Source organism: Akkermansia sp. KLE1798 (genome assembly GCF_001580195.1).
Lineage (GTDB): Bacteria > Verrucomicrobiota > Verrucomicrobiia > Verrucomicrobiales > Akkermansiaceae > Akkermansia > Akkermansia biwaensis.
In genome coordinates this window covers 1-25,171 of the sequence record NZ_KQ971082.1, presented here as the reverse complement: position 1 = coordinate 25,171, position 25,171 = coordinate 1, and the positions used below count along the sequence as shown (strand labels likewise).

General features: G+C 57.9%; 21 protein-coding genes and 1 pseudogene. 9 read left to right on the top strand and 13 right to left on the bottom strand.

Translation table 11 applies throughout. The features are described 5' to 3' along the window. Nucleotides 1-24: 24 nt before the first annotated feature. Entirely contained in the window at nucleotides 25-741 is a 717-nt protein-coding gene (locus HMPREF3039_RS06735) for an isoprenyl transferase (protein ID WP_067570129.1), read from the bottom strand. Between the two features lie 22 nt (nucleotides 742-763). Beyond that, nucleotides 764-2,605, bottom strand: a complete 1,842-nt coding sequence (locus HMPREF3039_RS06730; RefSeq protein WP_067570311.1) for a DNA topoisomerase IV subunit B — start codon at nucleotides 2,603-2,605, stop codon at nucleotides 764-766. A 658-nt stretch (nucleotides 2,606-3,263) separates the two neighbouring features. On the opposite strand from HMPREF3039_RS06730, the gene ispE reads away from it, so the two are divergent. Genes ispE through HMPREF3039_RS06705 form a run of 3 tightly spaced genes read left to right on the top strand, consistent with a single transcriptional unit; the run spans nucleotide 3,264 to nucleotide 6,748 of the window. Beyond that, nucleotides 3,264-4,127, top strand: coding sequence for a 4-(cytidine 5'-diphospho)-2-C-methyl-D-erythritol kinase (gene ispE, locus HMPREF3039_RS06715; RefSeq protein ID WP_067570123.1), 864 nt, complete (start codon nucleotides 3,264-3,266; stop codon nucleotides 4,125-4,127). A gap of 47 nt (nucleotides 4,128-4,174) precedes the next feature. Beyond that, entirely contained in the window at nucleotides 4,175-4,747 is a 573-nt protein-coding gene (locus tag HMPREF3039_RS06710) for a DUF2059 domain-containing protein (RefSeq protein ID WP_067570121.1), read from the top strand. Nucleotides 4,748-4,762: 15 nt separating this feature from the next. Then, entirely contained in the window at nucleotides 4,763-6,748 is a 1,986-nt protein-coding gene (locus HMPREF3039_RS06705) for an ATP-dependent DNA helicase (protein WP_067570119.1), read from the top strand. 12 nt (nucleotides 6,749-6,760) lie between these two features. Here HMPREF3039_RS06705 and HMPREF3039_RS06700 read toward each other — a convergent pair whose 3' ends face one another. The 4 genes from HMPREF3039_RS06700 to HMPREF3039_RS06685 all read right to left on the bottom strand — a co-directional run bounded on the left by HMPREF3039_RS06700 (nucleotide 6,761) and on the right by HMPREF3039_RS06685 (nucleotide 10,693). Next, the gene (locus HMPREF3039_RS06700; protein WP_147549782.1) at nucleotides 6,761-7,993 is read right to left on the bottom strand and encodes a hypothetical protein; all 1,233 of its coding nucleotides are present in this window, start codon (nucleotides 7,991-7,993) and stop codon (nucleotides 6,761-6,763) included. A gap of 99 nt (nucleotides 7,994-8,092) precedes the next feature. Continuing rightward, on the bottom strand, nucleotides 8,093-8,839 hold the full coding sequence (locus HMPREF3039_RS06695) for an energy-coupling factor ABC transporter ATP-binding protein (RefSeq protein WP_067570115.1): 747 nt from the start codon (nucleotides 8,837-8,839) through the stop codon (nucleotides 8,093-8,095). Beyond that, on the bottom strand, nucleotides 8,836-9,648 hold the full coding sequence (cbiQ, locus tag HMPREF3039_RS06690; protein WP_067570113.1) for a cobalt ECF transporter T component CbiQ: 813 nt from the start codon (nucleotides 9,646-9,648) through the stop codon (nucleotides 8,836-8,838). The genes HMPREF3039_RS06695 and cbiQ overlap by 4 nt, the downstream gene beginning before the upstream one ends. 7 nt (nucleotides 9,649-9,655) lie before the next feature. Next, on the bottom strand, nucleotides 9,656-10,693 hold the full coding sequence (locus HMPREF3039_RS06685) for an energy-coupling factor ABC transporter permease (RefSeq protein ID WP_067570111.1): 1,038 nt from the start codon (nucleotides 10,691-10,693) through the stop codon (nucleotides 9,656-9,658). A gap of 327 nt (nucleotides 10,694-11,020) precedes the next feature. Here HMPREF3039_RS06685 and HMPREF3039_RS06675 point away from each other — a divergent pair, with 327 nt between their 5' ends. Continuing rightward, entirely contained in the window at nucleotides 11,021-11,305 is a 285-nt protein-coding gene (locus HMPREF3039_RS06675) for a hypothetical protein (protein WP_067570107.1), read from the top strand. 40 nt (nucleotides 11,306-11,345) lie between these two features. On the opposite strand, the gene HMPREF3039_RS06670 is transcribed toward HMPREF3039_RS06675, so the two are convergent. The 4 genes from HMPREF3039_RS06670 to rplI form a co-directional block, all read right to left on the bottom strand. Continuing rightward, nucleotides 11,346-11,690 (bottom strand): lipocalin-like domain-containing protein, encoded by a 345-nt coding sequence (locus HMPREF3039_RS06670; RefSeq protein WP_067570105.1) that lies wholly within the window; start codon nucleotides 11,688-11,690, stop codon nucleotides 11,346-11,348. Between the two features lie 12 nt (nucleotides 11,691-11,702). Continuing rightward, the gene (gene argB / locus HMPREF3039_RS06665; protein WP_067570103.1) at nucleotides 11,703-12,596 is read right to left on the bottom strand and encodes an acetylglutamate kinase; all 894 of its coding nucleotides are present in this window, start codon (nucleotides 12,594-12,596) and stop codon (nucleotides 11,703-11,705) included. A 53-nt stretch (nucleotides 12,597-12,649) separates the two neighbouring features. After that, a complete protein-coding gene (locus HMPREF3039_RS06660; protein WP_067570101.1) occupies nucleotides 12,650-13,642 on the bottom strand; it encodes a magnesium transporter CorA family protein in 993 nt (330 codons plus the stop codon). 175 nt (nucleotides 13,643-13,817) lie between these two features. Continuing rightward, nucleotides 13,818-14,264, bottom strand: a complete 447-nt coding sequence (rplI, locus tag HMPREF3039_RS06655; RefSeq protein WP_067570099.1) for a 50S ribosomal protein L9 — start codon at nucleotides 14,262-14,264, stop codon at nucleotides 13,818-13,820. Between the two features lie 254 nt (nucleotides 14,265-14,518). Here rplI and purH point away from each other — a divergent pair, with 254 nt between their 5' ends. From purH to HMPREF3039_RS06635, 4 genes are all read left to right on the top strand, one after another. Further along, entirely contained in the window at nucleotides 14,519-16,066 is a 1,548-nt protein-coding gene (gene purH / locus HMPREF3039_RS06650) for a bifunctional phosphoribosylaminoimidazolecarboxamide formyltransferase/IMP cyclohydrolase (RefSeq protein ID WP_231863868.1), read from the top strand. A gap of 39 nt (nucleotides 16,067-16,105) precedes the next feature. Beyond that, a complete protein-coding gene (locus HMPREF3039_RS06645; protein WP_067570097.1) occupies nucleotides 16,106-16,846 on the top strand; it encodes a pyridoxine 5'-phosphate synthase in 741 nt (246 codons plus the stop codon). A gap of 34 nt (nucleotides 16,847-16,880) precedes the next feature. After that, nucleotides 16,881-17,282, top strand: coding sequence for a holo-ACP synthase (gene acpS, locus HMPREF3039_RS06640; RefSeq protein WP_067570094.1), 402 nt, complete (start codon nucleotides 16,881-16,883; stop codon nucleotides 17,280-17,282). 151 nt (nucleotides 17,283-17,433) lie between these two features. Next, complete coding sequence (locus tag HMPREF3039_RS06635; protein WP_147549779.1) at nucleotides 17,434-17,715, top strand: hypothetical protein; 282 nt, start codon at nucleotides 17,434-17,436, stop codon at nucleotides 17,713-17,715. 70 nt (nucleotides 17,716-17,785) lie between these two features. On the opposite strand, the gene HMPREF3039_RS06630 is transcribed toward HMPREF3039_RS06635, so the two are convergent. From HMPREF3039_RS06630 to HMPREF3039_RS14480, 3 genes are all read right to left on the bottom strand, one after another. Then, a complete protein-coding gene (locus HMPREF3039_RS06630; protein ID WP_067570092.1) occupies nucleotides 17,786-18,865 on the bottom strand; it encodes a hypothetical protein in 1,080 nt (359 codons plus the stop codon). 2 nt (nucleotides 18,866-18,867) lie between these two features. After that, the gene (locus HMPREF3039_RS06625) at nucleotides 18,868-22,275 is read right to left on the bottom strand and encodes an alpha-amylase family protein (protein WP_067570091.1); all 3,408 of its coding nucleotides are present in this window, start codon (nucleotides 22,273-22,275) and stop codon (nucleotides 18,868-18,870) included. A 715-nt stretch (nucleotides 22,276-22,990) separates the two neighbouring features. Then, the gene (locus HMPREF3039_RS14480; protein WP_167506760.1) at nucleotides 22,991-23,125 is read right to left on the bottom strand and encodes a phosphoenolpyruvate carboxykinase (GTP); all 135 of its coding nucleotides are present in this window, start codon (nucleotides 23,123-23,125) and stop codon (nucleotides 22,991-22,993) included. A 739-nt stretch (nucleotides 23,126-23,864) separates the two neighbouring features. On the opposite strand from HMPREF3039_RS14480, the pseudogene HMPREF3039_RS06620 reads away from it, so the two are divergent. Continuing rightward, a pseudogene (locus HMPREF3039_RS06620) lies at nucleotides 23,865-25,171 on the top strand (hypothetical protein); the annotation flags it as partial.

Here is a 25,171-nt window from a genome sequence, read left to right as displayed (position 1 = left end):
TGATGAATTGGGTGCAGGAGGGAATCAGATGCCGCCGAAACGGCGCGTTCTGCGTGCGTAGTCCTTGACGGCCGCTTCCATGTCCTGTTCGCTGAAGTCCGGCCACAGCGTGTCCGTCAGGTAGAGCTCCGCATAGCTGATCTGCCAGAGCAGGAAGTTGGAAATCCTCATTTCTCCGGAGGTGCGGATAAGCAGGTCCGGGTCCGGCATGCCGGCGGTGTCCAGGTATTGGCCGAATGTTTCTTCCGTGATGGCGTCCGGACGGAGTTCCCCTGCGGAGATTTTTTGTGCGATTTTTCTGGCCGCGCCCGCGATTTCCGCCCGGCTCCCGTAGGAGAGGGCCAGCACGAGGTTGATTTTGGTATTTCCGGCGGTTTGCTCAATGCTGCGTTCCAGCAGTTTCCTGGTGCGTTCGGGCAGGCGTCTGGTGTCGCCGATGGCGAGGAGGCGCACGCCCTTGTCTTTCATTTCCCGGAGGCGTTTTTTCAGGAAGTCGTGCAGCAGGAGCATCAGGGCCTGGACTTCCGTTTTGGGGCGGTTCCAGTTTTCCGAGGAGAAGGCGTAGAGAGTGAGCCAGGGAATGCCGTGGGAGATGCAGAAGTCAACGCAGCGTTCTACGGTGTTCGCCCCCGCCCTGTGTCCGGCGCGGCGCGGCAGTCCGCGGTTGTGCGCCCAGCGGCCGTTGCCGTCCATGATGCAGGCGATATGGCGCGGCAGTTTTTCCTTGGGGATGGTGTGCATAGATAAATGTCGCGCCAACAGACTAGTCCATGACGGGGTCCAGTTCAACACGCAAGTTTTCCAGGATGTATTCCTGGCGTTCGCGCGTATTTTTGCCCATGTAGAAGGCCAGCAGTTCCTTGACCTTGTGGGAGTCTTCCAGACGTACCCGGTCCAGGCGCATTCCCTCCCCGATGAAGGCCTTGAATTCATCCGGGGAGATTTCCCCGAGGCCCTTGAAACGGGTGATTTCCGGGTTTTTGCCCAGCAGGGCGATGGCCGCTTCCCGCTCGGAGTCCGAATAGCAGTAGATGGTCTGTTGCTTGTTGCGCACGCGGAACAGAGGCGTCTGGAGGATGAAGAGATGCCCCTCCCGGATGAGTTCCGGGAAGAACTGGATGAAGAAGGTCATCAGCAGGATGCGGATGTGCATGCCGTCGTCGTCGGCGTCCGTGGCGATGACTACTTTGTCGTACCGCAGGTCTTCCAGTCCGTTTTCAATGTTCAGGGCGTGCTGGAGGAAGTTGAATTCCTCGTTTTCGTAAACGACCTTGCGGCTCATGCCGAAGGAGTTCAGGGGCTTGCCCCGCAGGGAGAAGACCGCCTGGGTTTCCGCATCCCGCGCCGTGGTGATGGAGCCGGAGGCGGAGAGGCCTTCCGTAATGAACAGGGTGGTTTCTCCCGCGCGGGCGTGCCTGGAGTTGTAGTGGACGCGGCAGTCCCGGAGGTTTTTGTTGTGGATTTTCGCCTTCCGAGCGTTTTCCCTAGCCAGCTTCTGGATGCCGGAGAGTTCCTTGCGGTCCCGCTCCGCGTCCTTGATTTTTATTTCCAGCGCCTTGGCGGTTTCCGGATTTTTGTGCAGGTAGTTGTCCAGTTCCCGCGCGATGAAGTTGCCGACGAAGGTGCGGATGGTTTCCCCTTCCGGGCTGATGGTGTTGGACCCCAGCTTGGTCTTTGTCTGGGATTCAAAGACGGGTTCCTTCACCTTGATGGAGATGGCGGCCACCAGGGAGGAGCGGATGTCCGCCGCCTCATAGTTCTTTTTGAAGAAGTCACGGAGGGTCTTGACGATGGCTTCCCGGAAGGCCGCCTGGTGCGTTCCCCCCTGCGTGGTATGCTGGCCGTTGACAAAGGAGTAGTGCTCCTCCCCGTACTGGCTGCCGTGTGTGAAGGCCACCTCGATGTCGTGACCTTCCATGTGGATGATCGGATAAAGGGGCTCTTCACTCATGGCTTCCGTGAGCAGGTCCAGCAGGCCGTTTTTGGAGACGTAGCGGCGTCCGTTGAAGTGCAGGACCAGCCCCTTGTTGAGGTAAGAGTAGTACCGGCACATTTTTTCAATGTATTCCGGCCGGAACCGGGTGTTTGCCGGGAAGATTTCCTGGTCCGCGTGGAAGGCCGTGCGGGTGCCGTTGGGCTCGTCCGTACCGCCCTTCCGGCGCGCCTTGGGGACTTCCTCCCCCCGGCAGAACTGGTAGGAACGCGTTTCTCCGTCCCGATAGGCCTGGATTTCAAAAAAGTCGGAAAGGGCGTTGACCGCCTTGATGCCCACGCCGTTGAGGCCCACGGATTTTTTAAAGGCGTCGCTGTCGTACTTGGCCCCGGTGTTGATCTTGGCGGCGCAGTCCAGCAGTTTTCCCAGCGGGATGCCGCGGCCGAAGTCGCGCACCTCGCACAGGCCGTCCGGGGTGACGTCGATGGTGATCTTTTTGCCGAATCCCATGACGAATTCGTCAATGGAGTTGTCGATGACTTCTTTCAGCAGGACGTAAACGCCGTCGTCCGGTGAGGTTCCGTCTCCAAGTTTGCCGATGTACATCCCCGGACGCATGCGGATGTGTTCCCGCCAGTCCAGGGTCTTGATGCTGTTTTCGTCGTAGGCCATGTAATAGTAAGCGCGCCCATGATACGGCAAGCGGAGGGTAATGACGACGAAAAAATTCCTCATACCTTCTGCACCGCAGCGGCCGTTCCCGCGGGGAGCCGCCATGCTGCGCGGCGGGGATGCCTTTTCTGGGCGGGAAGCTTCTCTGCGGGTTGAAGTTGAAACCTTTTGCGGACATCGGTTCCGTATCGGCGCTTTTTGCGGTACAAGGGCTTCATCCGTTCAAATGGCCGGAGAGCGGCAGCGGCCGGTTCCGCAATGGAATTTGTCATACGCAGGGGCAGGCGGGAGGAATGGAAGTGGAAAAGGCGCCGGCTTTTTCTCCTTCCAAATGGGGATAAGCCCGGATGTACGGAAGTTCCTGAAGAGCGTTTTCAGGGGCTGTCCTTTTGCCTGCCGCCGCTCCGCGAGTCCATCATTGTTCCGCAGCCGGAAGACATTTTCCCGGCAGGGGAGGCGGATAAAAGGAGAAAAGGTGGGTTTTCATGAACAGGAAGGGGAATGGCCTGCCGGAGGGGGAACGGCATCAGGAATGAAAAACCGCGCGGCCTTTCGTTTTTTGGCATGCTTGCGGCAAGAGGAAGTGCGGGAAGCACTGCAAGATTCGGCGTGAAAGGTGCTTGACCCGGCTGAAATTCCCTGCTGGAATCCGTGAGGCATGATCAGTTACAAGGCCCCGTGCAAGGTGAACGCTTCCCTCCGCGTTCTGGGAAAAAGGGAGGACGGTTTTCATGAGGTGGATACCGTGATGGTTCCGCTGGAATTGTGCGACGAATTGGAGTTTTCCCCGGCCCCCTGTCTGGAAATGAGCTGCAACGCTCCCGGCGTGCCGGTGGATGAGAGCAATCTGGTCATGAAGGCCGGCCGTCTGATGGAACGGGAACTGGGGCGGCCCATGCCCTGGCATGTCCATCTGGTGAAGAATGTTCCCCACGGGGCCGGCTTGGGTGGCGGCAGCAGCGATGCCGCCTGCGTGCTTGAAGCCCTGAACAGCCTGGAAAACGGAGGACTGCCGCCGGAACGGCTGGCGGAGCTGGCCGGGGAGATCGGTTCCGACGTCGGTTTTTTCATTTACGGCACCGCCTGCCGCTGTACGGGCCGGGGGGAGAAGGTGGCGCCTCTGCCGGATTGGCGGGAATGGGCGCCCCTGCTTGTTCTGCTTAAGCCGTCGTTCGGTGTTTCCACGCCGGATGCCTACCGCCGCTGGGCAGGTTCCCGCGAGCTTCCGGGCATTCCCTACGGGGAACAGGAGGTGGACGGCCATGTTCTGGTCAACGACCTGGAGCGGCCCGTGTTTGAGAAGCACCTGTTCCTGGCGGAAATGAAGCGCTGGCTGCTGGAAAGGCCGGGCGTCCGCGGAGCGATGATGTCCGGTTCCGGTTCCACCATGTTTGCCGTGATGGAGGGCGGGGACGCCGCCCGCACCCTGATGGAAGACGCCGCCCGGGAACTGGACCCCACCCTGTGGATGTGGTCCGGCCGTGTCGCGCAGCGGGGCTTTTGTAAAAACATGCCGCTGTAAGCGGCGTTGCCTTGACGGCGGGGGATGCGTGCCGTTACACTTCACGCATGTTCAAGAATTTGTTTGCAGGCTTGTTTTTTGCAGGTGCGTGCGTCCTTCAGCTCCAGGCGGGCGAGTACGGGGACAGCGCCGTTCAGGCCGCCCGCGAGCTTTCCGGTGCCGTCAAGACCGGCGACATGATGTGGATGATTGAGAAGATGTATCCGCCCATCAAGAAGCAGCTTGTGTCTTCCTTCCCGGGAGGGGAGGCAGCCTTCATGAAGGCCATGCGGGAAAAGATGCAGGCCGCCGCCGCCGTCATGAAGGAACGCGGCATGGTGGTGGAGACTTATGAAATCGGCAATCCGACGGCGGAACACTTGGTGAGGAACGGAACGGAGGCCCTCGTGGTGCTTCCCACGCGCATGGTGATTTCCATGAAGCGGCCGGACGGCGTCCCCGTCAAGACGGAGAACAACGGCGTTCTCATCCTGGTGAAGGACGTGAAGGAAAATGGACCGTGGACGTTTATCGACGCTTCCAAGATGAACGTGAACGGCCTGCGTTCCCTGTTCTACGATCTGCCCGCCCAGGTGGTTCTGCCCCCGGTTTCTTCCCGCCAGCTTCCTGTCGGCCAGTAAGGGAGGCGTTCCCGTATGAACGGCGCCGGTGCAGGTGAGGATTGCGGCGTTAGCGCCTTTGAAGCGTATGTCCGGCGGGCATTCGCGGAGGACGGCCTGTTTTCCCGCGCCAGGGATTTTGAATACCGGGCGGAACAGCAGAACATGGCCCTTGCCGTTGCACGGGCGCTCCAGGTGGACGCCCCCCTGCTGGTGGAGGCCGGAACGGGCGTGGGCAAGTCCCTGGGCTATTTGCTGCCCGCCGTGAAGTTTGCGCTGGATTTTGAGCGGAAAGCCGTTGTTTCCACGCACACGATCAATTTGCAGGAGCAGTTGTTCAATAAGGATATTCCGCTTCTGCGCGCCGCCCTGGGGATTGATTTTTCCGCCGCCCTGCTGAAAGGCAGGCAGAATTACCTGTGCCACTCCCGGCTGAGACGCGCCCTGGGGCAGATGGATTCCCTGTTTACGCAGACGGAGGCCGCGGAGTTGAAGCGCATTCAGGACTGGGCCCTCCGGACGCAGGACGGTACCCTGAGCGACATGACGTTCAGGCCCTCCCCCAAGGTGTGGGCCATGGTGTGCAGCGAGCCGCACGCGTGCAGCATGCGCAACTGCGGGCCCTCCTGCCCGTACCAGGTGGCCCGCAAGAGGGTGCTGGACGCCAAGGTGGTGGTTCTGAACCATACGCTGTTTTTCGGCCTGATGGCGCAGGCGGAGGAGTCCGAGGAGGCGGGATTCGTTTTTCCCGGGGATTTCGTGATTCTGGACGAGGCCCACATGATTGAGAACATCGCCGCCCGGCAGCTTGGCGTGCAGTTGTCGGAATCCCATTTGAATTACGAACTGCTGAGGATGTACAATCCACGCACGAAGAAAGGCCTGCTGAAGCCGCTGAACAATCCCGCCCTGTTCCAGAGGGTGGAGGAGGTGCTGGACGCTTCCGGCCTGTTTTTCCAGAATGCCCGGGATGACCTGGGCTTTGCTGGGAACGGCAAGATTGTCCGCATTTTACAGCCGGAATGGTCGCAGGACATGCTTTCCCTTCCTCTGGCCGAATTGGTCGGGGAGTTGAAGCGGGAAGCCCTGAAACAGGAGGAGAATGTCTCCGTGAAGGATGAACTGGCGGACATGGCCGCCCGCATGGAGGAGGCGCAGGCCTCCCTGAAAGTGCTGATGGACATGACGGAGGAGGAGCACGTGTACTGGGCGGAGAAGTCCGGACCGGAGGGCAGGAACCTGAGCGTGTGCTCCGCCCCCGTGGAAGTGGGGGAAATCCTGAGGGAGCGCCTGTTTTCCGCCGGCCGCGCCGCCATTCTGACCTCCGCCACGCTGGGGACGGGGGATGCGGACATGAGCTATTTTGCCGGGCGCGTAGGCGCGGAAAATGTCCGGAAGCTTCAGATAGGCAGTCCGTTCAATTACCGGGAGCAGATGCGCCTGATCGTGGCCCGCTCCATGCCGGAGCCGGACCAGCCGGAGTACGCGGAAGTGCTGCCCGAATGGATCAAGAGGTATCTGGCGGAGTCCAAGGGCAGGGCTTTCGTGCTTTTCACGAGCTACCGCCTGATGGTGCAGGCGGCGGAGAAGGTGCGCCCGTTTTGTGAGGAGCAGGGATGGAATCTGTACGTTCAGGGGCAGGAGATGCAGCGGCACGCCATGCTGGAGGCGTTCAGGAAGGACGTGAACAGCGTGCTGTTCGGCACGGACAGCTTCTGGACGGGGGTGGACGTGCCGGGAGAGGCGCTTTCCAACGTGATCGTGACGCGCCTGCCGTTCGAAGTGCCCGACCATCCTCTGGTGGAGTCCCGCTTTGAGAGCATCAAGGCGCGCGGCGGGAATCCGTTTTACGAGTATTCCGTGCCCGTGGCTATTCTGAAGCTGAGGCAGGGCGTGGGGCGGCTGATACGCACGAAGAACGATTCCGGGATGGTGGTGATTCTGGATCCCCGCGTGGCCACCAAGAGGTACGGGGCGAGGTTCATCAAGTCTCTGCCGGACGCGCGGCTGGAGTTCGTGTGAGGCCGGGTGCGCTCAGTTCAGCTTCCAGTTCTGCCGTCCGAAGAAGATGCGGTAGAGTTTCCGTGTTGTCCTTCTCTTCCGGCACAGGTGCCAGAGAGCCGGTTTTCTGTAGGTAAGCAGGAATTCCACGTCCTTTACCCAGGGCTCCGACAGATGGCGCTGCCGGCAGAATTGGAGAAGGGTTTGGTAGGCGTGGCGCAGGGACGGCGTGGCCAGGTCAATGGAGCGGATATCCCTGGAGGATAGTTCCACGGACGGCATGCAGCCTTCCAGCAGGTATTCCGCTCCGCAGGCCTTGAAGTTCAAGATGGTGCGTTTGCATTTTTCACAATGGCCGCAGTTTTTCCCGCCCGGCTGGGGATTTTCCCAGCATACCCGGAGGCGGGACACGCCGAAGGGCCAGCCTTTAAGTTTTTCCGCCTTTTCCGTGCGGGAAAAGCCGTGGCCGTCCGGGTAAACCCGGAATTGCCGCTGGGAAAGAAGGTGGTCCGTGATGGGCTGGCTGCCCCAGGGAATAGTCAGGGTGTCGTAGGGAGCCGAGCTTCCCGCGATGAGGTTGCGGTAGCCGGAAGGGGCCAGGAAGGACGCCAGCCCGGCGAGAACGGCAAGATGGCTCAGTTCTCCCCACAGTGCGGAGTGCTCGAGAAAGATGTGCTGGTAATTGCAGCGGATAACGTACAGCTTGTCGATGCCGAGGTCCTTCAGCATGAGGCGGGCGTTTTCCTCCACCCCCAGCAGGACCTGTTTTTTGGTGAGCGGAACGTCCAGGCCCGCTCCCAGGAAGCCTGCCTTGATGTTCAGCGTATTTCTTCCCGCCTGGCCGGAGGTGTGCCTGTAGGCGGAGAAGGCCGCATCCAGCCCTCCGGAGAAGCAGACGAGGGCGGAGTCGTCCACCGGGTCCTGGCTATCGTCAATGATCTGTTCGGGAGTCAGCGTGACGGGATGGAGCTTGTCCGGGTACCATTTGATGAATGCCTCCGTGAAGTTTTCCAGATTCCGGAGCAGGGTGAGGCTCACCGGAGCGTTGATTCTGAATTCGCCGCCGATGCGCATCATCTCAAAGATGAGCAGGCGCGTCCACGCATCTCCCCTGGCGGGCGAGTCCTCCCAGGCCCGGCAGGCCTGTTCTTCCAGTTCCGCCCAGACTTCGCGACGATCGTCATCCGTTTGAAAGGTGCAGGTCAGGCGGTGCAAACCATTGGATTGCAGGTGTCCGGTTTTTGGAATATCCAGGGCTGAAGGCATGTCAGCCCACATCGTACGGATTCCGAATTTGCAGGGTAAATTTCCCGGACGGGACCGGAATGGCGGCAGCCCGGAACACAGTGTGGGGATATTTTCCTTTTACCTGCCGCAGTGTCTCAGACGGTAGCTGAGGGGCTGTTCCAGGCGGGCTTCCTCCAGCAGGGCACAGTCCGCAAAGATGTCCGGCACGGGAGCATCCGCCAGGATGGAGCCGTCTTTCATGACGATGCAGCGGGTGCACAGGTCCATGACCATGTCCAGATCGTGGGTGGCGATGATTTTGGTGTGGGAGAACCGGCGCAGCAGGTTGATGAGCGTGCGGCGGGAGGCCGGGTCCAGATTGGCGCTGGGCTCGTCCAGGACGAGGATGTCCGGGCTCATGGAAAGGACGGTGGCGATGGAGACGGCGCGTTTTTCCCCCCCGGAAAGGTGGTGCGTCATTTTGTCCGCCAGGGCGGCGGCATTCACGTCCCGCAGGGCCTGGGCCACGCGGCGGTCTATTTCCTCCTGCGGGAGCCCCATGTTCAGAGGGCCGAACGCCACGTCTTCCCGGACCGTGGGCATGAAAAGCTGGTCGTCCGCCTGCTGGAACACCATGCCCACGCTTTCCCGGACGCGGGCGGCCGTTTTAGGTGTCACGGGGATGTCCCCCACGCGCACCTGCCCGGAGGAGGGCGTCAGCAGGCCATTGAGATGGAGCAGCAAGGTGGATTTTCCCGCCCCGTTTCCTCCGACGAGGGCGACGGATTCTCCGTGCGTGATGCGCATGGTGACGCCGTTCAGGGCCGGGGGAGAGTCCGGATAGCTGAAGCACAGGTCGATGGTTTCTACAAGATGGTGGCTCATGAGATGAGATTGCGGGTGAACTGGCCCGCCAGCATGGTGACGTTAACGCAGCGGAAAAGGATGGCGAAGAGGCAGAAGAGGAGGCCGCCCATGACTCCCCGCGCCGTGATGACGCCGGGAACGGAAGAGAATTCGGGATCTTCCCCGCCCCTGCACTGGACGGCCTGGTAAATGCGTTCCGCCCGGCCGAACGCACGCAGCAGGAGCTGTCCCGTCATGGCCCCCCATATGGACAGCGGGACGGCGCCGGAGGAGCCGCGCCGGGAACGGAAGGCCAGGAGCGTGTTCTGGAATTCGTCCACCAGAATGAAGGCATACCTGTACAAAAAGGCCAGCAGGGTGATCAGGATGCGCGGCACGCCGAGCTGCCGGAGGCCGCGGCACAGCGGGGCGAAGCCGGTGGAGGCCAGCAGGGTGAAGGCCGCCAGAATGGTCAGCATGCACCGCAGGATGATGGAGATGAAGGAGATCATGCCCCGCGTGACGGGAATGCCGAACCATTCCCCCGCGGGCGCCCTGTCCACCAGGGGATTGAATATCCCGATCATGACGGCGACGGGCAGGAGCCACAGTGTCCGTTTCAGCAGGTAGCCGAGGGGGAGCCCCGCCATGCGGATGACGCATACGGGGAACAGGAAGAAGGGGAGCAGCCCCGTGATTTCCTGCGGCGGCCAGGAGAGGACGCAGATTTGGAAGACGATGAAGGCTCCTATCTTGATGCGGGCGTCCAGACGGTGGAATCCGGTGTTTCCGCAGGAAAACCGGTCCATTTGGCGGAATTGCCGCGCGGCGTCCGTGAAGAGGGGCATGGAGGAATCAGCGGGGGCGGTCTTCGTGCGGTTTTCTGCCGAAGAGGAATCCGGCCAGGAAGATCAGCGCCGCGATGATGGCGCTGCCCAGGATGCCGGCCAGGCTCGTTTCAGGATTGACGAGGGGGGCGGGCTCCGTGTCCGGGACCGTTTCTTCCGCGGCGGGCAGGGCGTAGTCCGGCATGATGGCTGTGGCCGTCTGTACGGATTCCAGATTTCGGTGGATGGCGGAGGGTTCCGCCAGGCTCGTTTCTTCGGAGCCCGTGACTCCGGCCACGGACCATTCCAGGCCGTCCGGGTAGGCGGAGGCGAACCAGGAGAGGGCCGCGCCGCAGAGAAGGGCGGCTACCGCAAAGATGCCCAGGACGGTGAAGGACGCCTTTTTGGGAGTTCCATGTTCAAGTCCGGCAGGACGCAGCAGGGAGGGCTGCGCCTTGCTGATGAAGATGACCACGGCGGCCGTGGCAAGCCCTTCCACCACGCCGATGGCCAGGTGGATGGGCAGCATCAGTTCCACGAACTGGGCGAAGGGCAGGGCGGAGATGCCGGAGGCCGTAGTTTCCAGAACGACGGAGAAGGCCCCCAGCTGGAGCCCGATGACGGCAGCCGTGATGCTTGCCAGCGTGATGCGGCCCGTGCCGGGGCTGCCACCCGCCAGCGGCTTGTAAATGAAGGGGTAGGCCACCAGGCAGGAGAAGAAGCCCAGGTTGAAGATGTTGCAGCCCAGCGCCAGCAGGCCGCCGTCCGCAAAGAAGAGGGCCTGGACGGCCAGAATGGCCGCCATGACCAGGAAGCCTGCATAGGGGCCGAGCAGGATGGCCAGAATGAGGCCGCCGCCCAGGTGCCCGCTGGACCCGGTGCCCGGAATGGTGAAGTTCAGCATCTGGCAGGCAAAGATGAAGGCTCCCAGCACGCCCATGAGCGGGACGAGCCGAGCTTCCTTTTCCTGCTTGATCCTGCGTGCGCAGAGTACGGTGATGGCCGCTGTGGCCGCCCACATGGTGCAGCCTACCGCCGGTGAAACGAAGCCGTCCGCCATATGCATGGTTTCTGTGTCTTTCTATGGGTGGAATGGTGGTGAAATGCCCCGGATTGGGCAGATTGGCGTTACTTTAGCACAAATGCCGGAAAGCCGAAGAAGGAAGTGCGGCAACATGGGAAGGGATTATTTTTTTGTACATGTGTGCGGGGGCCGGGAATTGCCGCCGCAGTTGATGATTCCGTACGGAAGGATGAGGGCCTTTCCGCATGCCGCATGGTGCCCGGTCCGGGAGTTTTTTTTTAATCCGGAAATGTTTTCAGGATGAAGCCTGCTGGAAGTAAACGGGTTGGACTTGATGCGCCACAGTCTTTTGTTTGTTAGACGGGGCTCATGATGAATTTTTCCTTAGCAAAGTGCCTGTTTTCAATAGGCGGCTGTACAACCATCCTCAGCAATGTTTCCGCGGACACCGCCGTTTCCTCCGCCGGAGCCATTGGCGGCCTGGGAATTTTGACGATTGCGGTGAATTATACGCTGAACCTGCTCAAGAAGAAAGACGAGCAGCTGATGGCGAAAGACGCCCGGATTGAGGCCCTGGTGGACCGGCTGATCAACAAGTGCCCGAATTGCGAACTGGCGAAGGCCGCCAACAAGTCCCTGCTGGAGGACGAGTAGCTGTTCCACTGCGTCTTGGGCGGTCCGTCTTCGTGCGGGCCTAGGGCTTGACGCGGGTGTAGGCGTCTTTTTGGCCGTCCGTTTCCAGTTCCAGCTTTCCATCCGTCAAGCTGGTGATGACGGCCCGCGAGGTGAAGGCAGCGCTGTTTTTATTGCCGATGCTTTTCCCACGGAGGGTAAGGATGTTGCCGTTCCGGCTCCATCCCGTGTAAACCAGCGTGTGCATGTTGACGGATTCCGCCTTGCCGCCGGGCAGGAGCCGGATGCCCTGCATGGCGCCGGGCTGGCCGGGAACGGGCTGAACCCAGCACCCCGTGATTTCAGCCCGGTGAGAAGCGCAGGAAGCCAGCAGGAGCGCTGCGGCAGTGCAGAGAAGCTTGTTCATGGCGGGGTGCTTTTAGCGCTGTTCCCGGATAACTTCCGTGCCGATGCCGTCCGGAGTGAAGATTTCCAGCAGCAGGGTGTGGGGCAGGCGCCCGTCAATGAAGTGGACTTTCCGCACGCCCGCGTTGAGGGCGTCGATGGCGGAATGGATTTTCGGGATCATGCCGCCGGAAACGGTGCCGTTTTCGATGAGTTCAAGGGCTTCGGACCGTGTGACGGATTTGATGAGGGTGGAAGGGTCGGAGGGGTCCTTCATGATGCCGGGGACGTCTGAAATGTAGATGAGCTTGACCGGCTTGAGTTCCCTGGCAAGGGCGGCTGCGGCCAGGTCCGCGTTCACGTTGAGCGGCTTGTGGGTGCCCAGTTCCTTGGCCAGAGGGGAGACGATGGGGGTGATTTGCAGTTCCAGAGCTTCCGTGACGCGTTCCGTGAGGCAGCCGATGACGGTGCCCACTTCCCCGATGTCCACGGGGTTGCCCTGTTCATCCTTCTCCTGAATGCGCTCTCCGACGAAGATTTCCGTTCCGGGGATGCCCACCCCTTTTCCGCCGAAGTCGCGGAACATTTGGACCAGGCCGGGGTTGATGGTGCCGGAAAGAGTGCGTTCCACAATGGATATGGCTTCCGGGGTCGTCACGCGCAGGCCGTTGATGAAGCGGGCTTCCAGACCGGCTTCCATCATGGCCTTGGAAATGGCCTTTCCGCCTCCGTGGACAATGACGGGGTTGAAGCCCAGCACCTCCAGCAGCACGATGTCCCTCATGAGCTTTTTGACCAGGCGGGGGTCGTCCATGGCGCTGCCGCCGAATTTGATCAGGAAGGTTTTGTCCCGGTAGGCCTGGAGGTAGGGAAGCGCACCGACGATGACGGATGCCTGTTCAATCAGGCGGGTGATTTTGGAGTCCATATCAGTAATGCAACGGTAGAGATGATTGATGCGGAAAGGGGGAAGGGGCCGGTTCAAAGCAGGCGCCTGCTCCTGAAGTAGATCAGGGGGAGAATGATGGAAACGAGCATGACCGCCAGGGAGATGTAGTAGCCGTATTCGTATTCCAGGCCGGGCATGTTGGAGAAGTTCATCCCGTAAATGCTGGCGATCAGCGTGGGGGGCATGAAGACCACGGCCGCCACGGTGAAGATTTTTACGATTTCGTTCTGCTCAATGTTGATGAGCCCCAGAACGGCGTCCAGCATGAAGTTGACGTTGCTGGACAGGAAGTTGGCGTATTCGGAAAGGGAGGTGACGTCGCGGCTCAGGGGACGCAGCTTGATGTACAGGGTGGAGTTGGTGTCGTCCAGGGCTTCTTCATTGCTGGCGTAGGTGAGCAGGCGCAGAAGGTTGACCAGGCAGTCGCGCTGGCGGGTCAGGAGGTCGCCCACCCTGCCGAGGTCCTGGAGGATGAGGCGCAGAGCGCTGGAAACAGGGGCCCTTTTGTTGGATTTGATTTCCGGTTCGTCCCTGCGGAAGATGTTTTTGGAGAGGCGGTCCAGTTCCGCCCCGAAGCGTTCCAGCACGTCCGCCTGGCGGTCCACGATGGTTTCCAGCAGCCCGGTGAAGACCTGGTCGCGGCTGATCTGCTTCTGGCGCAGGAGCTGGTGGGAGAAGACCCGGAAGGAGTAGGAGTCGGAATGTCGGATGGTGATGATCTTGGCCCCCATGAGGACGAAGGTGATTTCCGAAAGGGAGGGGGATTCCGTATCCACCCGGCTGAGAACCGTGGTGGTCATGAAGCGGGCGCCGTCTTCCGTGTACAGGCGGCTGGTGGCCTCAATTTCCCGCATTTCATCGTAGGTGGGCATCTCCAGGCCGCAGAGGCGTTCCACGAATTTGATTTCCCCGGGTTCCGGCGTGAGGAGGTCAATCCAGAAGATGCTGTCAAAGTACTGTGCTTCCGCATCCACCTGGGTGGTGCGCTCAATGCCTTCCGGGGTTTGACGATAAAGTCGAATCATGCCGTTGATGTCGGTAGGGGTGGTGGAACGGTTCCGCGCATGATGTCGAGTGACACCCAACGGGCCGTATGATGCCCTGTTTTTACGGGGAAGGAAAGTAAAATAAGTGACAAAAAGGCCCGGTTCCCAAGCGAGGAACCGGGCCTTCCGGAAAAAGGAAAGGAGATGTCGCCGCTTAGGCGTTTTCCTTGACGACCACCTTCAGGGTGGCTTCCACCTGGGGATGAACCTTGATCACGACGGCGTGCTCGCCTTCGCTCTTGATCGGCTTTTCAAGTTCGATCGCGCGGCGGTCCACTTCCACGCCCTGTGCGGTGAGGGCTTCGTGAATGTTCTGGTTGGTGATGGCGCCGAACGCCTTGCCGCCCTGGCCCACTTCGAGGACGAGGTCCACGGTCAATCCGTTGATCTTAGCGGCCACTTCCTGGGCAGCGCTGAGTTCTTCCGCTTCGCGCTTGGCGCGGGCGGCTTGAAGATTGGCGATGAAACGGCGGTTGGAAGCCGTTGCTTCGTGGGCAAGACCCTGAGGGATGAGATAGTTGCGGCCATAGCCAGCCTTAACGGTCACCAGGTCGGCTTCCGCGCCGAGTCCTTCAATTTTTGTTGCGAGAATTACTTCCATCGTTGCCATGGCTAAAAAGAAATGGTTATTTGTGAGCGGTTGAATTAGTAAGTATTCGGCCCAATGTCAAGACAAGAGCGATAAAAAGGGAGTTTTTTTTCCGTTTCCGGATGAAAAATGCAGAAGGGTGTCATGATGCGTGACATTGCGCTTGCTTCACGGAGCGCTAGTATGTAGGGAAAGGAACCGCACCTGTCGCGTCCGCTCCCGTCGGGGAGAGTCCGCAGCGGTTTCATTTACAGATATTTGATCTTATGGCTATTCAGCGCGCATTGATATCCGTTTCCGACAAAACCGGCCTGGAGGAGTTTGCCAAGGGCCTGCACGAGTTTGGAGTAGAGTTGATTTCCACCGGCGGCACCGCCGCTTTCCTCAAGAGCCTGGGGCTTCCGGTGATTGAAATTTCCGATTACACCGGGGAACCGGAATTGTTTGAAGGCCGTCTCAAGACCCTGCACCCGATGGTGCACGGCGGCCTGCTGCACCGCCGCGACAATGAGGAGCACGTCCGCCAGGCGAAGGAAAACGGCATCAAGCCCATCGACCTGGTCTGCGTGAACCTGTACCCCTTTGAAGAAACGGTAGCCAGGCCGGACGTGACGCTGGAGGAAGCCATTGAAAAGATCGACATCGGCGGTCCGTCCATGCTCCGCTCCGCCGCCAAGAATTACGCTTCCGTCACGGTGGTTTCCGATCCCGCGGATTATCCCCGCATTCTGGATGAAATGCAGACCCACAAGGGGGACACGACCCTCAAGACCCGCGAGAACCTGGCGGTGAAGGTGTTCATGCGCACGTCCAATTACGACAACGCCATCACCAATTACCTGGGCCACCAGAGCGCGGAAAGCACCAAGGGCAGCTTCTGCATCTGCGCTCCCCTGTACCAGGAACTGCGCTACGGCGACAATCCCCACCAGGAAGCCAGCCTGTACGGAAGTTTCGGGGACATTTTCCACCAGCTCCAGGGCAAGGAGCTTTCCTACACGAACGTGCTGGACATCGAAGGCGCCGCGGAGCTGATCACCCAGTTCCGCCGCCCTACCGTGGGCATCCTGAAGCACACGAATCCCTGCGGCGTGGGCCAGGACGACGAGGACCTGCGCAACGCCTGGCAGAAGGCTTTTGAAACGGACACCCAGGCTCCCTTCGGCGGCGTGATCGTGATCAACCGTCCGATGACGGAAGGGCTGGCCCGCGTGCTGAGCGCCATTTTCACGGACGTGATCATTGCCCCGGAATACGACGCGGAAGCTCGCGCCATTCTGCAGAAGAAGAAAAACTGCCGCATTATCCGCATGAATACGGAGGCCTGGATGAAGTCCCGCCAGGAACCCATCATCCGCTCCGCTCCCGGCGGCTTCATGACCATGAAGCGGGATACGGACGTGATGGGGCTGGACAACCTGGAAGCCAAGGTGGTGACCAAGCGTCCGCCGACGGAAGAGGAACTGACGGCCATGCGCTTCAACTGGCGCGTCGTCAAGCAGGTGCATTCCAACGCCATCGTCTTCGGCGGCACGGACCGCACGCTGGGAATCGGCGCTGGGCAGATGAGCCGCGTGGATTCCGCCCGCATCGCCGTATGGAAGGCGGGGCAGGCCGGCCTGGACCTGAAGGGCAGCGTTGTGGCGTCCGACGCCATGTTCCCGTTTGCCGACGGCCTCCAGGTGGCCATTGACGCCGGAGCCACCGCCTGCATTCAGCCCGGCGGTTCCATCCGGGACGAGGAAGTGATCGCCGCCGCGGACGCCGCAGGCATCGCGATGGTGTTCACCGGGCACCGCCATTTCCTCCATTAATTTGAATGATCGGCTCCGTTCCCTTGTCTTAAGACGCATATGTTGCTAGGTGTAAATATAGACCACATCGCCACGCTGAGGCAGGCCCGCTATGCGACCATGCTTGATTCCTTCAACGTGGAACCCAGCGTTTTGGACGCCGCTTATGCGGCGCAGAGGGGCGGAGCCGATTCCATCACCATCCACGTCCGCGGCGACCGCCGCCACATGCAGGACTCAGACGCCCTGCGGGTGCGGGAGAGCGTGGCCCTTCCCCTGAATCTGGAGATGGGGAACACCCCGGAAATGGTGGATTTTGCCCTCCAACTGAAACCGGACTATATTTGCATGGTCCCGGAAAAGCGGGAGGAAATCACAACGGAAGGCGGCTTGGACGCCGTATTCCATGAAAAGGAGCTTTCCCCCACCCTGGACAGGATGGCGGACAACGGCATTCAGGTGAGCCTGTTCATTGATCCGGACCTGCCCCAGGTGGAAGCCGCCGCGCGCCTCGGCGCACCCATGATTGAGCTGCACACCGGGTGTTTTGCCAACAACGACGGAAAAAAGCGCACCGCGGAACTGGCCCGTCTGAAACGCGCCGCGGAACTGGCGCATTCCCTGGGCCTCCAGGTGAACGCCGGGCACGGCATCAATTACCAGAATCTGGAGCAGCTGATGAACGGCGTGCCTCACCTGCATGAGCTGAACATCGGCCATACGATCGTGTCGCGCGCCCTGTTTGTGGGGCTGGAACAGGCCGTGCGGGAAATGCGCCAGGCGATCGACCGCCTGAGCTGAGCTTTTTTCTTCATCCCTTCCGTTTTTAAAGGAAATGAACCGCATCGTGGGACTGGGAATGGACCTGGCGGACCTGGATCGTGTGCGCCAGGCCCTGCAGAAGAACGGAGAGGCGTTTGCCCTGCGCATCTGCACGCAGGATGAATGGGCCTACTGCCGGAAGCACGCGGACCCCGTACCGCGGCTCGCCGCCCGTTTTGCGGTCAAGGAAGCCGTGGCGAAGGCCTTGGGAACGGGAATCGGGGAAAAATGCGCCTTCACGGATGTGGAAGTGGTGCGCAATGATGCGGGAGCTCCGTCCATCCTCCTGCACGGCTCCGCCGGAGTGACGGCGCGGGAGCAGGGCATTACAGGCTGGCTTCTGACCATGACCCATTCCCGCCTGAGCGCTGCCGCCACTGTCATTGCCCTGGGCGAAGTCCCGGAATTTTCCTGACGCGGACAGGAGCGGCGCAAGTTTTTGCCGCACCCGGAATCGTTTTACCTGGCGCCAAGCCGGCGGGAACGTATCCGGCCCTGCTTCCCCATCTGTCATGGAATCAGCCGGGCAGAGGAGTGCCGTCGGCGTCGAACGGGCCGGCCCTTCCATGGAACTGATCTGCGGCCCTGAATCTGGACCGGAGCAGATGAACAGCGCTCTTTCCGGGGGCTTTGTCCAGCAGGGGCAGCGGCGGCAACCGTCTTCTCCTGCTTTCCTCCTATTTTTCAAACGGAATATAAACTGTTTTCCCTCCTGCCCGGTGAAAAATTTCCAGTCCTGCGCCTCGGAAATTTCTCCCGGATACTTTTTCAATGGCGCCGGGGAACATCCGCCGGAGAGTGATAATGATCCCATAGCCGGTATCCTTGTCGGTGGCGGAACACCTTGATTTACTGCCTTCCGGTTATCGTAGAACGAGGCGCGTGTTGATATCCTCCATCAGGAAGAACACCATGTTCTTACAGGTTTTCAAGATACTTGTTGGTGATTTGCGTATTCAGTTCGCGCAGGGTGGCCAGAATTTCAAAACTCGGCACTTCGGCGAAATCGGTTTCCAGCTCGTTCATTTTCTTTTCGAAGTCCGCCACATGGCCGCCATTCCTTTTCAGGATGGAGATATTTTTCCGGATTTTATCCGCAAGCCTTGAAAACGTCTTCCGGTCGGGGACCGGATTCCAATCGACGGACTTCAGAAAGTTTTCCACTTCCGGAACCGTCACGTTGAAAAATTCCGGACGGACCTCCTCCGGATTCCGGTCTTTAAAACAGCTTACGGCGAAACTGAAGCTGTCCGACTTCGGTTTCAGTTCAAATTTGATATCGTCGCCGTGAATCCGGATCTGCTGAAGGGATTCTTTCTCAAATACGATAAACGTGCCGAACTCCCTATAAGCATAGCGGTTGAAGTTCATTACTCCGTTTCCCCCGGTTGTTTTTGTCAGAATCCAGTCCGGTTTTCCGCATGGTTTTTTCCCGTCCCCTTCTTTCAGGGCGAATTGTGATTCCAGTTCCGGCTTCCCGTAACCGTGAACCGGCGATGCCCAAACTTCATGCAGTTGTCCGGGATAAACGACCTTGACGAACAGCCAGTCCGGGCGGTCCTTGAACTGCGCTATCCTGACGTCCAAAACACTGTTTTCCGGGCGGAACGTGAATACGGCCATTTCCATATTGCCGTTTTCCACGGCATCAATTTTTTCCGCGGCCTTCCGGTCCAGCAGTGTTTTGCCGTCCCGGCCGACTACGGTAAGAAAACTGACGGGACTCCAGCTTCCGGGAGTATTGGGGGCCCGCCAGTATTCAATGCCGAATCTGAAGTCTCCCCATTCCTGCTGAACCGGCTTGTTGTCATGGAGATGGGTAAGGGTGCGGTAATTGATTTTTCCGTTGCCCAGGTTCACGGTATGGCGGGTCAGGAGGAAGGCGGTTCCCTTGCGGTCAAGCTGTTCTTCTTCCTTTTCAATGGAAGGCGCTGCGTGCAGCAGTGTGGCGCACAATCCGGCCAGGGCGGCCAGTACGGTCAGGGTGATTTTCTGCATGACTATTTTACCTCGATTTCGTGTTGAGTGTGCAAGCCTGTAGCTGCGTCTTCAATGGATATCCGGTAGATGCCGGGCAGATCGTTGAAGGCGAAATCCAGAGGATATTCCGTCTTGCCGTAGATGGTTTTGCCGCGGTGCAGAATTTCCTTGCCGTCCGGGGCCGTTACCGTAATCCGGTACGCGCGCTCCCATGGATTGTCCGGTCCGGAAATCTTGATCAGGGCCCGGGCGCCTTTTGCCACCTGGGCCGGAGCGGTTACAACGGGCGGCTGCTGTTCCCGGTCAAAGAGGGCAAAGCAGCGGAACGGCGCTTCCGAGAATTTAAAGACAAGCCGGTCTGATTTCCCCACTAGCCCTTTGCGGCATTCGTAAATGTATTTTTCTTTCGGCAGTTCGGCGGTGAAAGATTTGCCGAGGTCCTTTTCCCGGACGAGGGCGCCCAGCAGTTCGAATTCTCCAGCCCGCCGCGGACGGACCATCAGGTTGTTGCTGAAATCCGGGATGACGGCCGGAGGACGGATGCCGGCGCTTTTCACTATTTGGTCGAGGAACGTGTTCAGGGAGGATTCCGGCAGGGAATTATTTTCCAGAATGGAGAGCGAGGCATTCAGCAGAATGGTGTTTCCTTGGCCTACTTTGTGGAGCCGCAGGCCCGGATTGCCGTGGACGACATGTGCCTTTTCTCCCGCCAGAGTCAAAGTGCCGTTTGTGCTTTGATAGGGCTGGATTTCGAGCTCTTTCGCCTGGGCGAACGTGAGATCTCCGAAAAGTTCCCCCAGGGGATTCCGGGTGCGTTTTTTCAGGTTTTCGTTCAGGATCGCGATATTGGCGTCGGCCAGTACGGTGCCGCCTGATTTGACGAAATCCAGAATGGCCGCGCATTCTTTGTCGCTCAAGGCGGAGGTTCCGCAAAGGAAGAGAAGCCGGGCGTTTTTCAGGCGTTCCAGGGTGTTCGGAGACACAAAGTTGAAGCCCAGCCCACGCTGGTAGCAATACCGGAGCAGCGGATTCATGCTGGCATCCGGCGTGACACAGCGGCTGTCCGCCTGGGCGGCGGAATTCGAGGTATGGCTGTAGTAGAAGAGGATGCCGGAATCCGGAAACGGCGTTTTGATCAGCAGCTGGGCGATGCCGTGGCTCAGGTCATCGAGATAGGGCATGTATTGGCGCAGGTAGTCCGCCTCGGAAAGATCGCCGGAATGGCTGGTTTCTCCGAGGGCGGGGTTGATCAGGAACCAGGCGTGGCCGTTGATCGCTCCCTGCAGCAGGTGTTCCCAAAGTTTGTACGGATAGGATGAACGTTCCGCGCAGTAGCCGCCCCACCAGATGGTCCGGACCCGGTCCGCCCCGAAGGCGCGCAGCGCCTCGTTCTCCTGCATGCCGCTGTAAGGTCCCCAGAAGTCCAGTCCCTTGATCATTTCTTCGAGATTGCCGGGAGGGGAGCCTTCCGCGCCGACCCGGGCTCCGGGATGAATCTTTTTGATTTCCGAAGCCAGGAAATGGTGCATGTCCACATACATTTTTTCAATATATTCCCGGTGGTCGTTATAGGCGACGAGATTGCCTTCATTTTTGGCCGCTTCCAGCCGGAGATGGGGCACTTCCCCGAAGCCGGCATAGGAGGCTCCGTATTCAAGGTTCAGGTTTTCAATGGTCTGGTACTTCCGCCGCAGGAAATCGGCGAACGGCTGTTTATCCGACTCTCCGAATCCGGCGTCGTAGGTGTAATGATTTTCATCGCCCAGGTTGTACAGGACAGGGCTCAGGTCTTTCAGGTACTCCGCCTGGCGTCGCAGATCGTCGCTCCAAAGTTTCCGGACCAATGGATGGTAGAACGATTCGTCGCCGTTCAAGGTGTCCAGCTGCTCCATATTTTCCTTCCGTTCGGACCATAGCTTGCGCAATATTCTGGTTTCATTGTTCGGCCCTGCTTCCAACCCGATCCGGCAGATATACGGACACAGTTTTTCATTCCGCAGGGCGTTTTCAATGTCTCCTTCTTTGAAAAATTGCAGCGATACGTTCCAGCCGAGGCGGTCGATGATCCGTTCCCCGAATGCCGGATTGAAGGTGCAGCCGACCTGGCCCCAGGTAAGCTGGAGATAATCTTCCAGAGAATAATCCGGGAAAACCACCGGTTTTTCGGCATGTGCCGCATGGCCCCGGGCGTCGTAAACGGTACAGCGCAGATAACCGCCAATGGTGGGCATCCGGTAATTTTCAAGGTCAAACGGAATCTCTTTCCGCCCGGCCTCCAAAGGAAATGTCTTGCTGAACCATACATGGCGGTAGGGAGCGTCCATCAGCTCCACTTTGGCGGAATAACCGTCCTGTGCGGGAGAAGCCAGTTTCAACGTGGCGGAGAAGGGAGCGCGGTCCCGAACCAGCCTGGGCGTTTCCAGAGATACGGCGCCGAAAGCGGATTCCACCGCAAAGGGAAAGGCGCCGAAGTTGACCAGCCTGCCATCCCGGCGGACCAGTACGTCCGCGGTATATTTTCCCGCCGGAAGATCCGTGAAATCGAGGCTGTTCCGGATGACGGAATTATCCGGCTGCCGGATGCGGCCCTCGACGGTGGTTTTCTCTGGAGAGGCCACGACAAATTTGCCTTTGTCCTGCCGTACCGAAAATGGCGGCAGTTCCACTCCGCTGGAGTAATAAAGCACCTGGGCTAGAAAAACTTGCGACGTTTCATAGAGAAAGAACCAGTCCGTAGTGTAGTCGAAGTACGGAGTCAGCCCCACTCCGTCCCGGTAGCCCGAGCCATAATCGATTTCCACGATCCGGCCGCGGCCAAACTGCCAGGCGTTGAAAATGCGCGATTCAAAATTTTCCGGCCTGGTTCCGGGAAGGCCGTTGCTTCCGGCAACCCAATCCGGACGGGGCAATGGCTTGGCATACGGTTTTTTATAAGGCAATTTCCTAAGTTCATTCCAATGTTCGCGGGATTGGATCCGGACCAGGCCGGTTCCGTTCTCCACCATGGAAATCACGCGGAATTTTTGCTCGTCCGGCAGGATCGAGAAATCCACGTTTGCCATGACCACCAGATCATAATCCCTTGCCAGTTTGGCGTCCAGTTCCTGAAGTTTGTCGGCGGTGGACAGCCCCGCAATCGGATCGTTGTAAATATCATCCGCTCCGATGCTCTTTTCAGTGGCTGTAAGGACCACTTCATATTCAAAGCCCGGAAAACGCTGCACCAGCTCGATGATTTCGCGCGAGGCCGTCTGCGGCATGATAAAAAGTATTTTCTTATGGGGAAGCTCGCCTTTTTCATCCCATGCGGCATGAGGCGTTTTCAGGGTCATTCTGGCCTCATTCATGTAAGTGCCGTCCAGTTTGCCGAATGCGGAAGTAACAAGTCCCGTCAGCAGGATGCAGAGCAGCAGTGGTAATCGTTTCATCAATTGATGGTCTTTCTTTTTCGAATGAATTCAGGCTTTCTTCCAAAGCAATTTTCCATGTGAATGCCCGGAAGCGCTTTTTCAAGACATGGAGACTCCCAAATCAGCGGGTCAGGCTCAGTATCATGAAGCTTGATTTCATCTTTTTAAAATCCTTGAAATGCCGTTTTTATATCATTCTCCCCTACTGAACCAGGTATTACTCAAACCGTCCCGGATGAAAGCGGAGGGACAAATGGCCACGATATCATACAGGGAATGCGCCCGCAACACATCCAGCGGCCATAAAATTCCATGAAAATACACGGTTGAACATATTCCCTACTATACCCGTTTTGCGATTTCTTTCTTTCAGAAAAACCCGGAATAAAAAATAGCGGCTCAAGTCAATATAAAGTTAAAAATATAAAAAGCATTGATTATTAATATTATACATAATTTATTTTTTGTTTTTCCATTCCTGCAATATCATCCAGGTCTTTATGCTCTATCATTTTCCGCATACCTGCAACAGGGAAAGGACATCGATATTCACTATTTTTTAATCTGCAATCGATGGCTTGTTGGTGCTTTTTGACCGTGCCGTATAAGTGAGTCGGCCGCATAGGTGGATTTCTGAACATGTTGAGTGCGTTTGATAAGATAAGGGAAATAAAAGAGGCTGTCACATCACGGTTTTCCGGCCTTTCGCCTGGCCCTCGGCCCGGAGCAGGATTCAGTCGGGGACGCGCATGTTGTCGCCGAAGCCCGGCTGGATGAAGTTGCCGCCCTTGTCCTTGCGGATGCTCGTTGAACCTTCTGCGGAAGCGCTCAGAACCGGCCCTTTATCCGAATCCGTCTCGGTAGTCAATCTACCGGAGGCCGTGCTTCCCATGACGGTGGCCGCGGAGGAAACATCCTATGTACAGGGGGATGCGGCCGCATGTACTGTTTTGCCAAGGACTAGCCCTGCCGTCCGCGAGAACAATTTGTTAACGAGTAAATTAACGGTCACGGACAGAATGTGTGAGCTTGGAAACATGAATACGATTTAGTAATCTGCCGCACTTTTTTTTGTTAAAATTAATTGATAATTAATTACTTAAAAAATACTTATTTTGTTTTTTGCTGATTTTTTTCTGTATCGGTCTTTATTATTGGTATTGTTTCATATAGAGAATGAAAGAATTATGAGTTTTTTTCTTGTACGGCGGATTTGGAATCCGACAGGTTTACTTTGGGGGAACAATCCGGTTCTTTCCGGCTGGTTCAGTATTCCATATCCCGGTAAGGCAACGAATCCATTCCATTTTTTTTGATAAATGCAATCTGCTGGAAATAAGTTATTCACGTCTCTTGCAAAGATTGTGACGGAAAAAAATGGAACGGAATTCCCCCCTTGACCATGTATCGGGAATAACTATATCCGTGGAAGCGGGAGACTTGCTCTCTCCCATCCGCGATGTTCGTACAAGTGGCAGAAATCTGTTTTAAAAGCCTTTCCCTTAAAATTGTAGATTGACTTCGGATTCCAAATCCGTTAGCTTGGAAACATACTAAGGTGAAGAATTTTCTTTCACCATATCGGACCAATCCATCCATCAAATACTATGAAGTTACATCTGCCTTTCATTCTCCTGGGATGTCTGACGGCGGTTTTGGCCGCCAAATCCGCCGCCGAGACCACTTTAACGGGAGATACAATCTTAACGGGAACGCAAGTTCAGGATACAAAAATCACGGAAGAATATGCTGTTCACTACGATGGACAGGGGGTGTATGCCCTCGATTTCGTCCAGAAAGAAAACGAAGAGGGCAACGGCTCCTTCTTCCAATTGAAATCGACAAGTTCTTCGTCTTTGAGCCTTTCGTTCTCGAATCTGTCGCACTTGGGTTTTTCGGGAGCAGGTGCGGAGATGCCTGCTTCGTGGCTGGGGCCCGTCAGTTTGCAAAACTTGGGAGATGCTCGCTTTACTATTGAGAACGTTTCCGGAGACGTCTCTTTCAGCGATTTCTCTGGAGGCAAAATACAGGAATCGCTTGTCTATGTCTGGAGTCAACGAGCAGACGGAGATACGGAGGCCACCATCCGGATTGCCGATGTTTCCGGCAAGTTGTCAATCAGCCGTAATTCTGCAACAGACCGAAGCGATATGTTCGTCTCAGTGGGGTTTGTTGCCCGAGTTTCTCCCCGTGAAGAAGGTATCAGCAATGCGCTAATCAACCTGAGCAACATTGGTGACGGTATTGAAATCTCGGATAATACAAAGGGGGGATCCGCTGGTTATGCCGGTCTTCTTGCGACGGTAAATACCGGTCTGGGGTTGTCATCCATCACGATAGACAGCATTAGCGGCGGTATCAAGGTAACCAATAACAAGACATCCGACATGGGTATTTTTTTCTCCATGGCGGGAAGTCAGCAATGGAACCCGCCCAATCATGAATTGGTTAGTGGAGTAGCAGCCATGAAGATAACGAATGTGCAGGGCGGTATTCTTTTTGAAAATAATTCCGCCTATGGCAGCGGCGGGTTGATGCTCCTAGCCAGACAATGCCTTTTGGAGATTTCCGGCATTAATGGCGACGTCCTCTTCCTCGGGAATTCTTCATCGGTGGGAGCGGGGGCCATTTATTGTTCTCCTGACGCCAGGGAGAATGATCCCGCGAGAAGCGAGGTCAGGCTGTCGGCGGACGGTGGCAATATTATTTTTGCTGGAAACAAAAACACAGAACAAAACGTCGCCAACGCCATGCTCATCGGAAAAAATACCGACGTATGCCTGAATGCGGCGGCGGGGCGAATGATTGCCTTCTACGATCCTATTGAAATCGACGATGATGGCAATACATCCATCGTCCATCTGAACGAAGGAGCGGAAAGCCAGGGGGAAATCCTCTTCTCCGGCAGGGATTA

Bases quoted from the DNA above. Each gene is read 5' to 3' on its own strand.
- HMPREF3039_RS06735 (WP_067570129.1), bottom strand. From the start codon at position 741: ATGCACACCATCCCCAAGGAAAAACTGCCGCGCCATATCGCCTGCATC.
- HMPREF3039_RS06730 (WP_067570311.1), bottom strand. From the start codon at position 2,605: ATGGCCTACGACGAAAACAGCATCAAGACCCTGGACTGGCGGGAACAC.
- ispE (WP_067570123.1), top strand. From the start codon at position 3,264: ATGATCAGTTACAAGGCCCCGTGCAAGGTGAACGCTTCCCTCCGCGTT.
- HMPREF3039_RS06710 (WP_067570121.1), top strand. From the start codon at position 4,175: ATGTTCAAGAATTTGTTTGCAGGCTTGTTTTTTGCAGGTGCGTGCGTC.
- HMPREF3039_RS06705 (WP_067570119.1), top strand. From the start codon at position 4,763: ATGAACGGCGCCGGTGCAGGTGAGGATTGCGGCGTTAGCGCCTTTGAA.
- HMPREF3039_RS06700 (WP_147549782.1), bottom strand. From the start codon at position 7,993: ATGCCTTCAGCCCTGGATATTCCAAAAACCGGACACCTGCAATCCAAT.
- HMPREF3039_RS06695 (WP_067570115.1), bottom strand. From the start codon at position 8,839: ATGAGCCACCATCTTGTAGAAACCATCGACCTGTGCTTCAGCTATCCG.
- cbiQ (WP_067570113.1), bottom strand. From the start codon at position 9,648: ATGCCCCTCTTCACGGACGCCGCGCGGCAATTCCGCCAAATGGACCGG.
- HMPREF3039_RS06685 (WP_067570111.1), bottom strand. From the start codon at position 10,693: ATGCATATGGCGGACGGCTTCGTTTCACCGGCGGTAGGCTGCACCATG.
- HMPREF3039_RS06675 (WP_067570107.1), top strand. From the start codon at position 11,021: ATGATGAATTTTTCCTTAGCAAAGTGCCTGTTTTCAATAGGCGGCTGT.
- HMPREF3039_RS06670 (WP_067570105.1), bottom strand. From the start codon at position 11,690: ATGAACAAGCTTCTCTGCACTGCCGCAGCGCTCCTGCTGGCTTCCTGC.
- argB (WP_067570103.1), bottom strand. From the start codon at position 12,596: ATGGACTCCAAAATCACCCGCCTGATTGAACAGGCATCCGTCATCGTC.
- HMPREF3039_RS06660 (WP_067570101.1), bottom strand. From the start codon at position 13,642: ATGATTCGACTTTATCGTCAAACCCCGGAAGGCATTGAGCGCACCACC.
- rplI (WP_067570099.1), bottom strand. From the start codon at position 14,264: ATGGAAGTAATTCTCGCAACAAAAATTGAAGGACTCGGCGCGGAAGCC.
- purH (WP_231863868.1), top strand. From the start codon at position 14,519: ATGGCTATTCAGCGCGCATTGATATCCGTTTCCGACAAAACCGGCCTG.
- HMPREF3039_RS06645 (WP_067570097.1), top strand. From the start codon at position 16,106: ATGTTGCTAGGTGTAAATATAGACCACATCGCCACGCTGAGGCAGGCC.
- acpS (WP_067570094.1), top strand. From the start codon at position 16,881: ATGAACCGCATCGTGGGACTGGGAATGGACCTGGCGGACCTGGATCGT.
- HMPREF3039_RS06635 (WP_147549779.1), top strand. From the start codon at position 17,434: ATGGAACTGATCTGCGGCCCTGAATCTGGACCGGAGCAGATGAACAGC.
- HMPREF3039_RS06630 (WP_067570092.1), bottom strand. From the start codon at position 18,865: ATGCAGAAAATCACCCTGACCGTACTGGCCGCCCTGGCCGGATTGTGC.
- HMPREF3039_RS06625 (WP_067570091.1), bottom strand. From the start codon at position 22,275: ATGAAACGATTACCACTGCTGCTCTGCATCCTGCTGACGGGACTTGTT.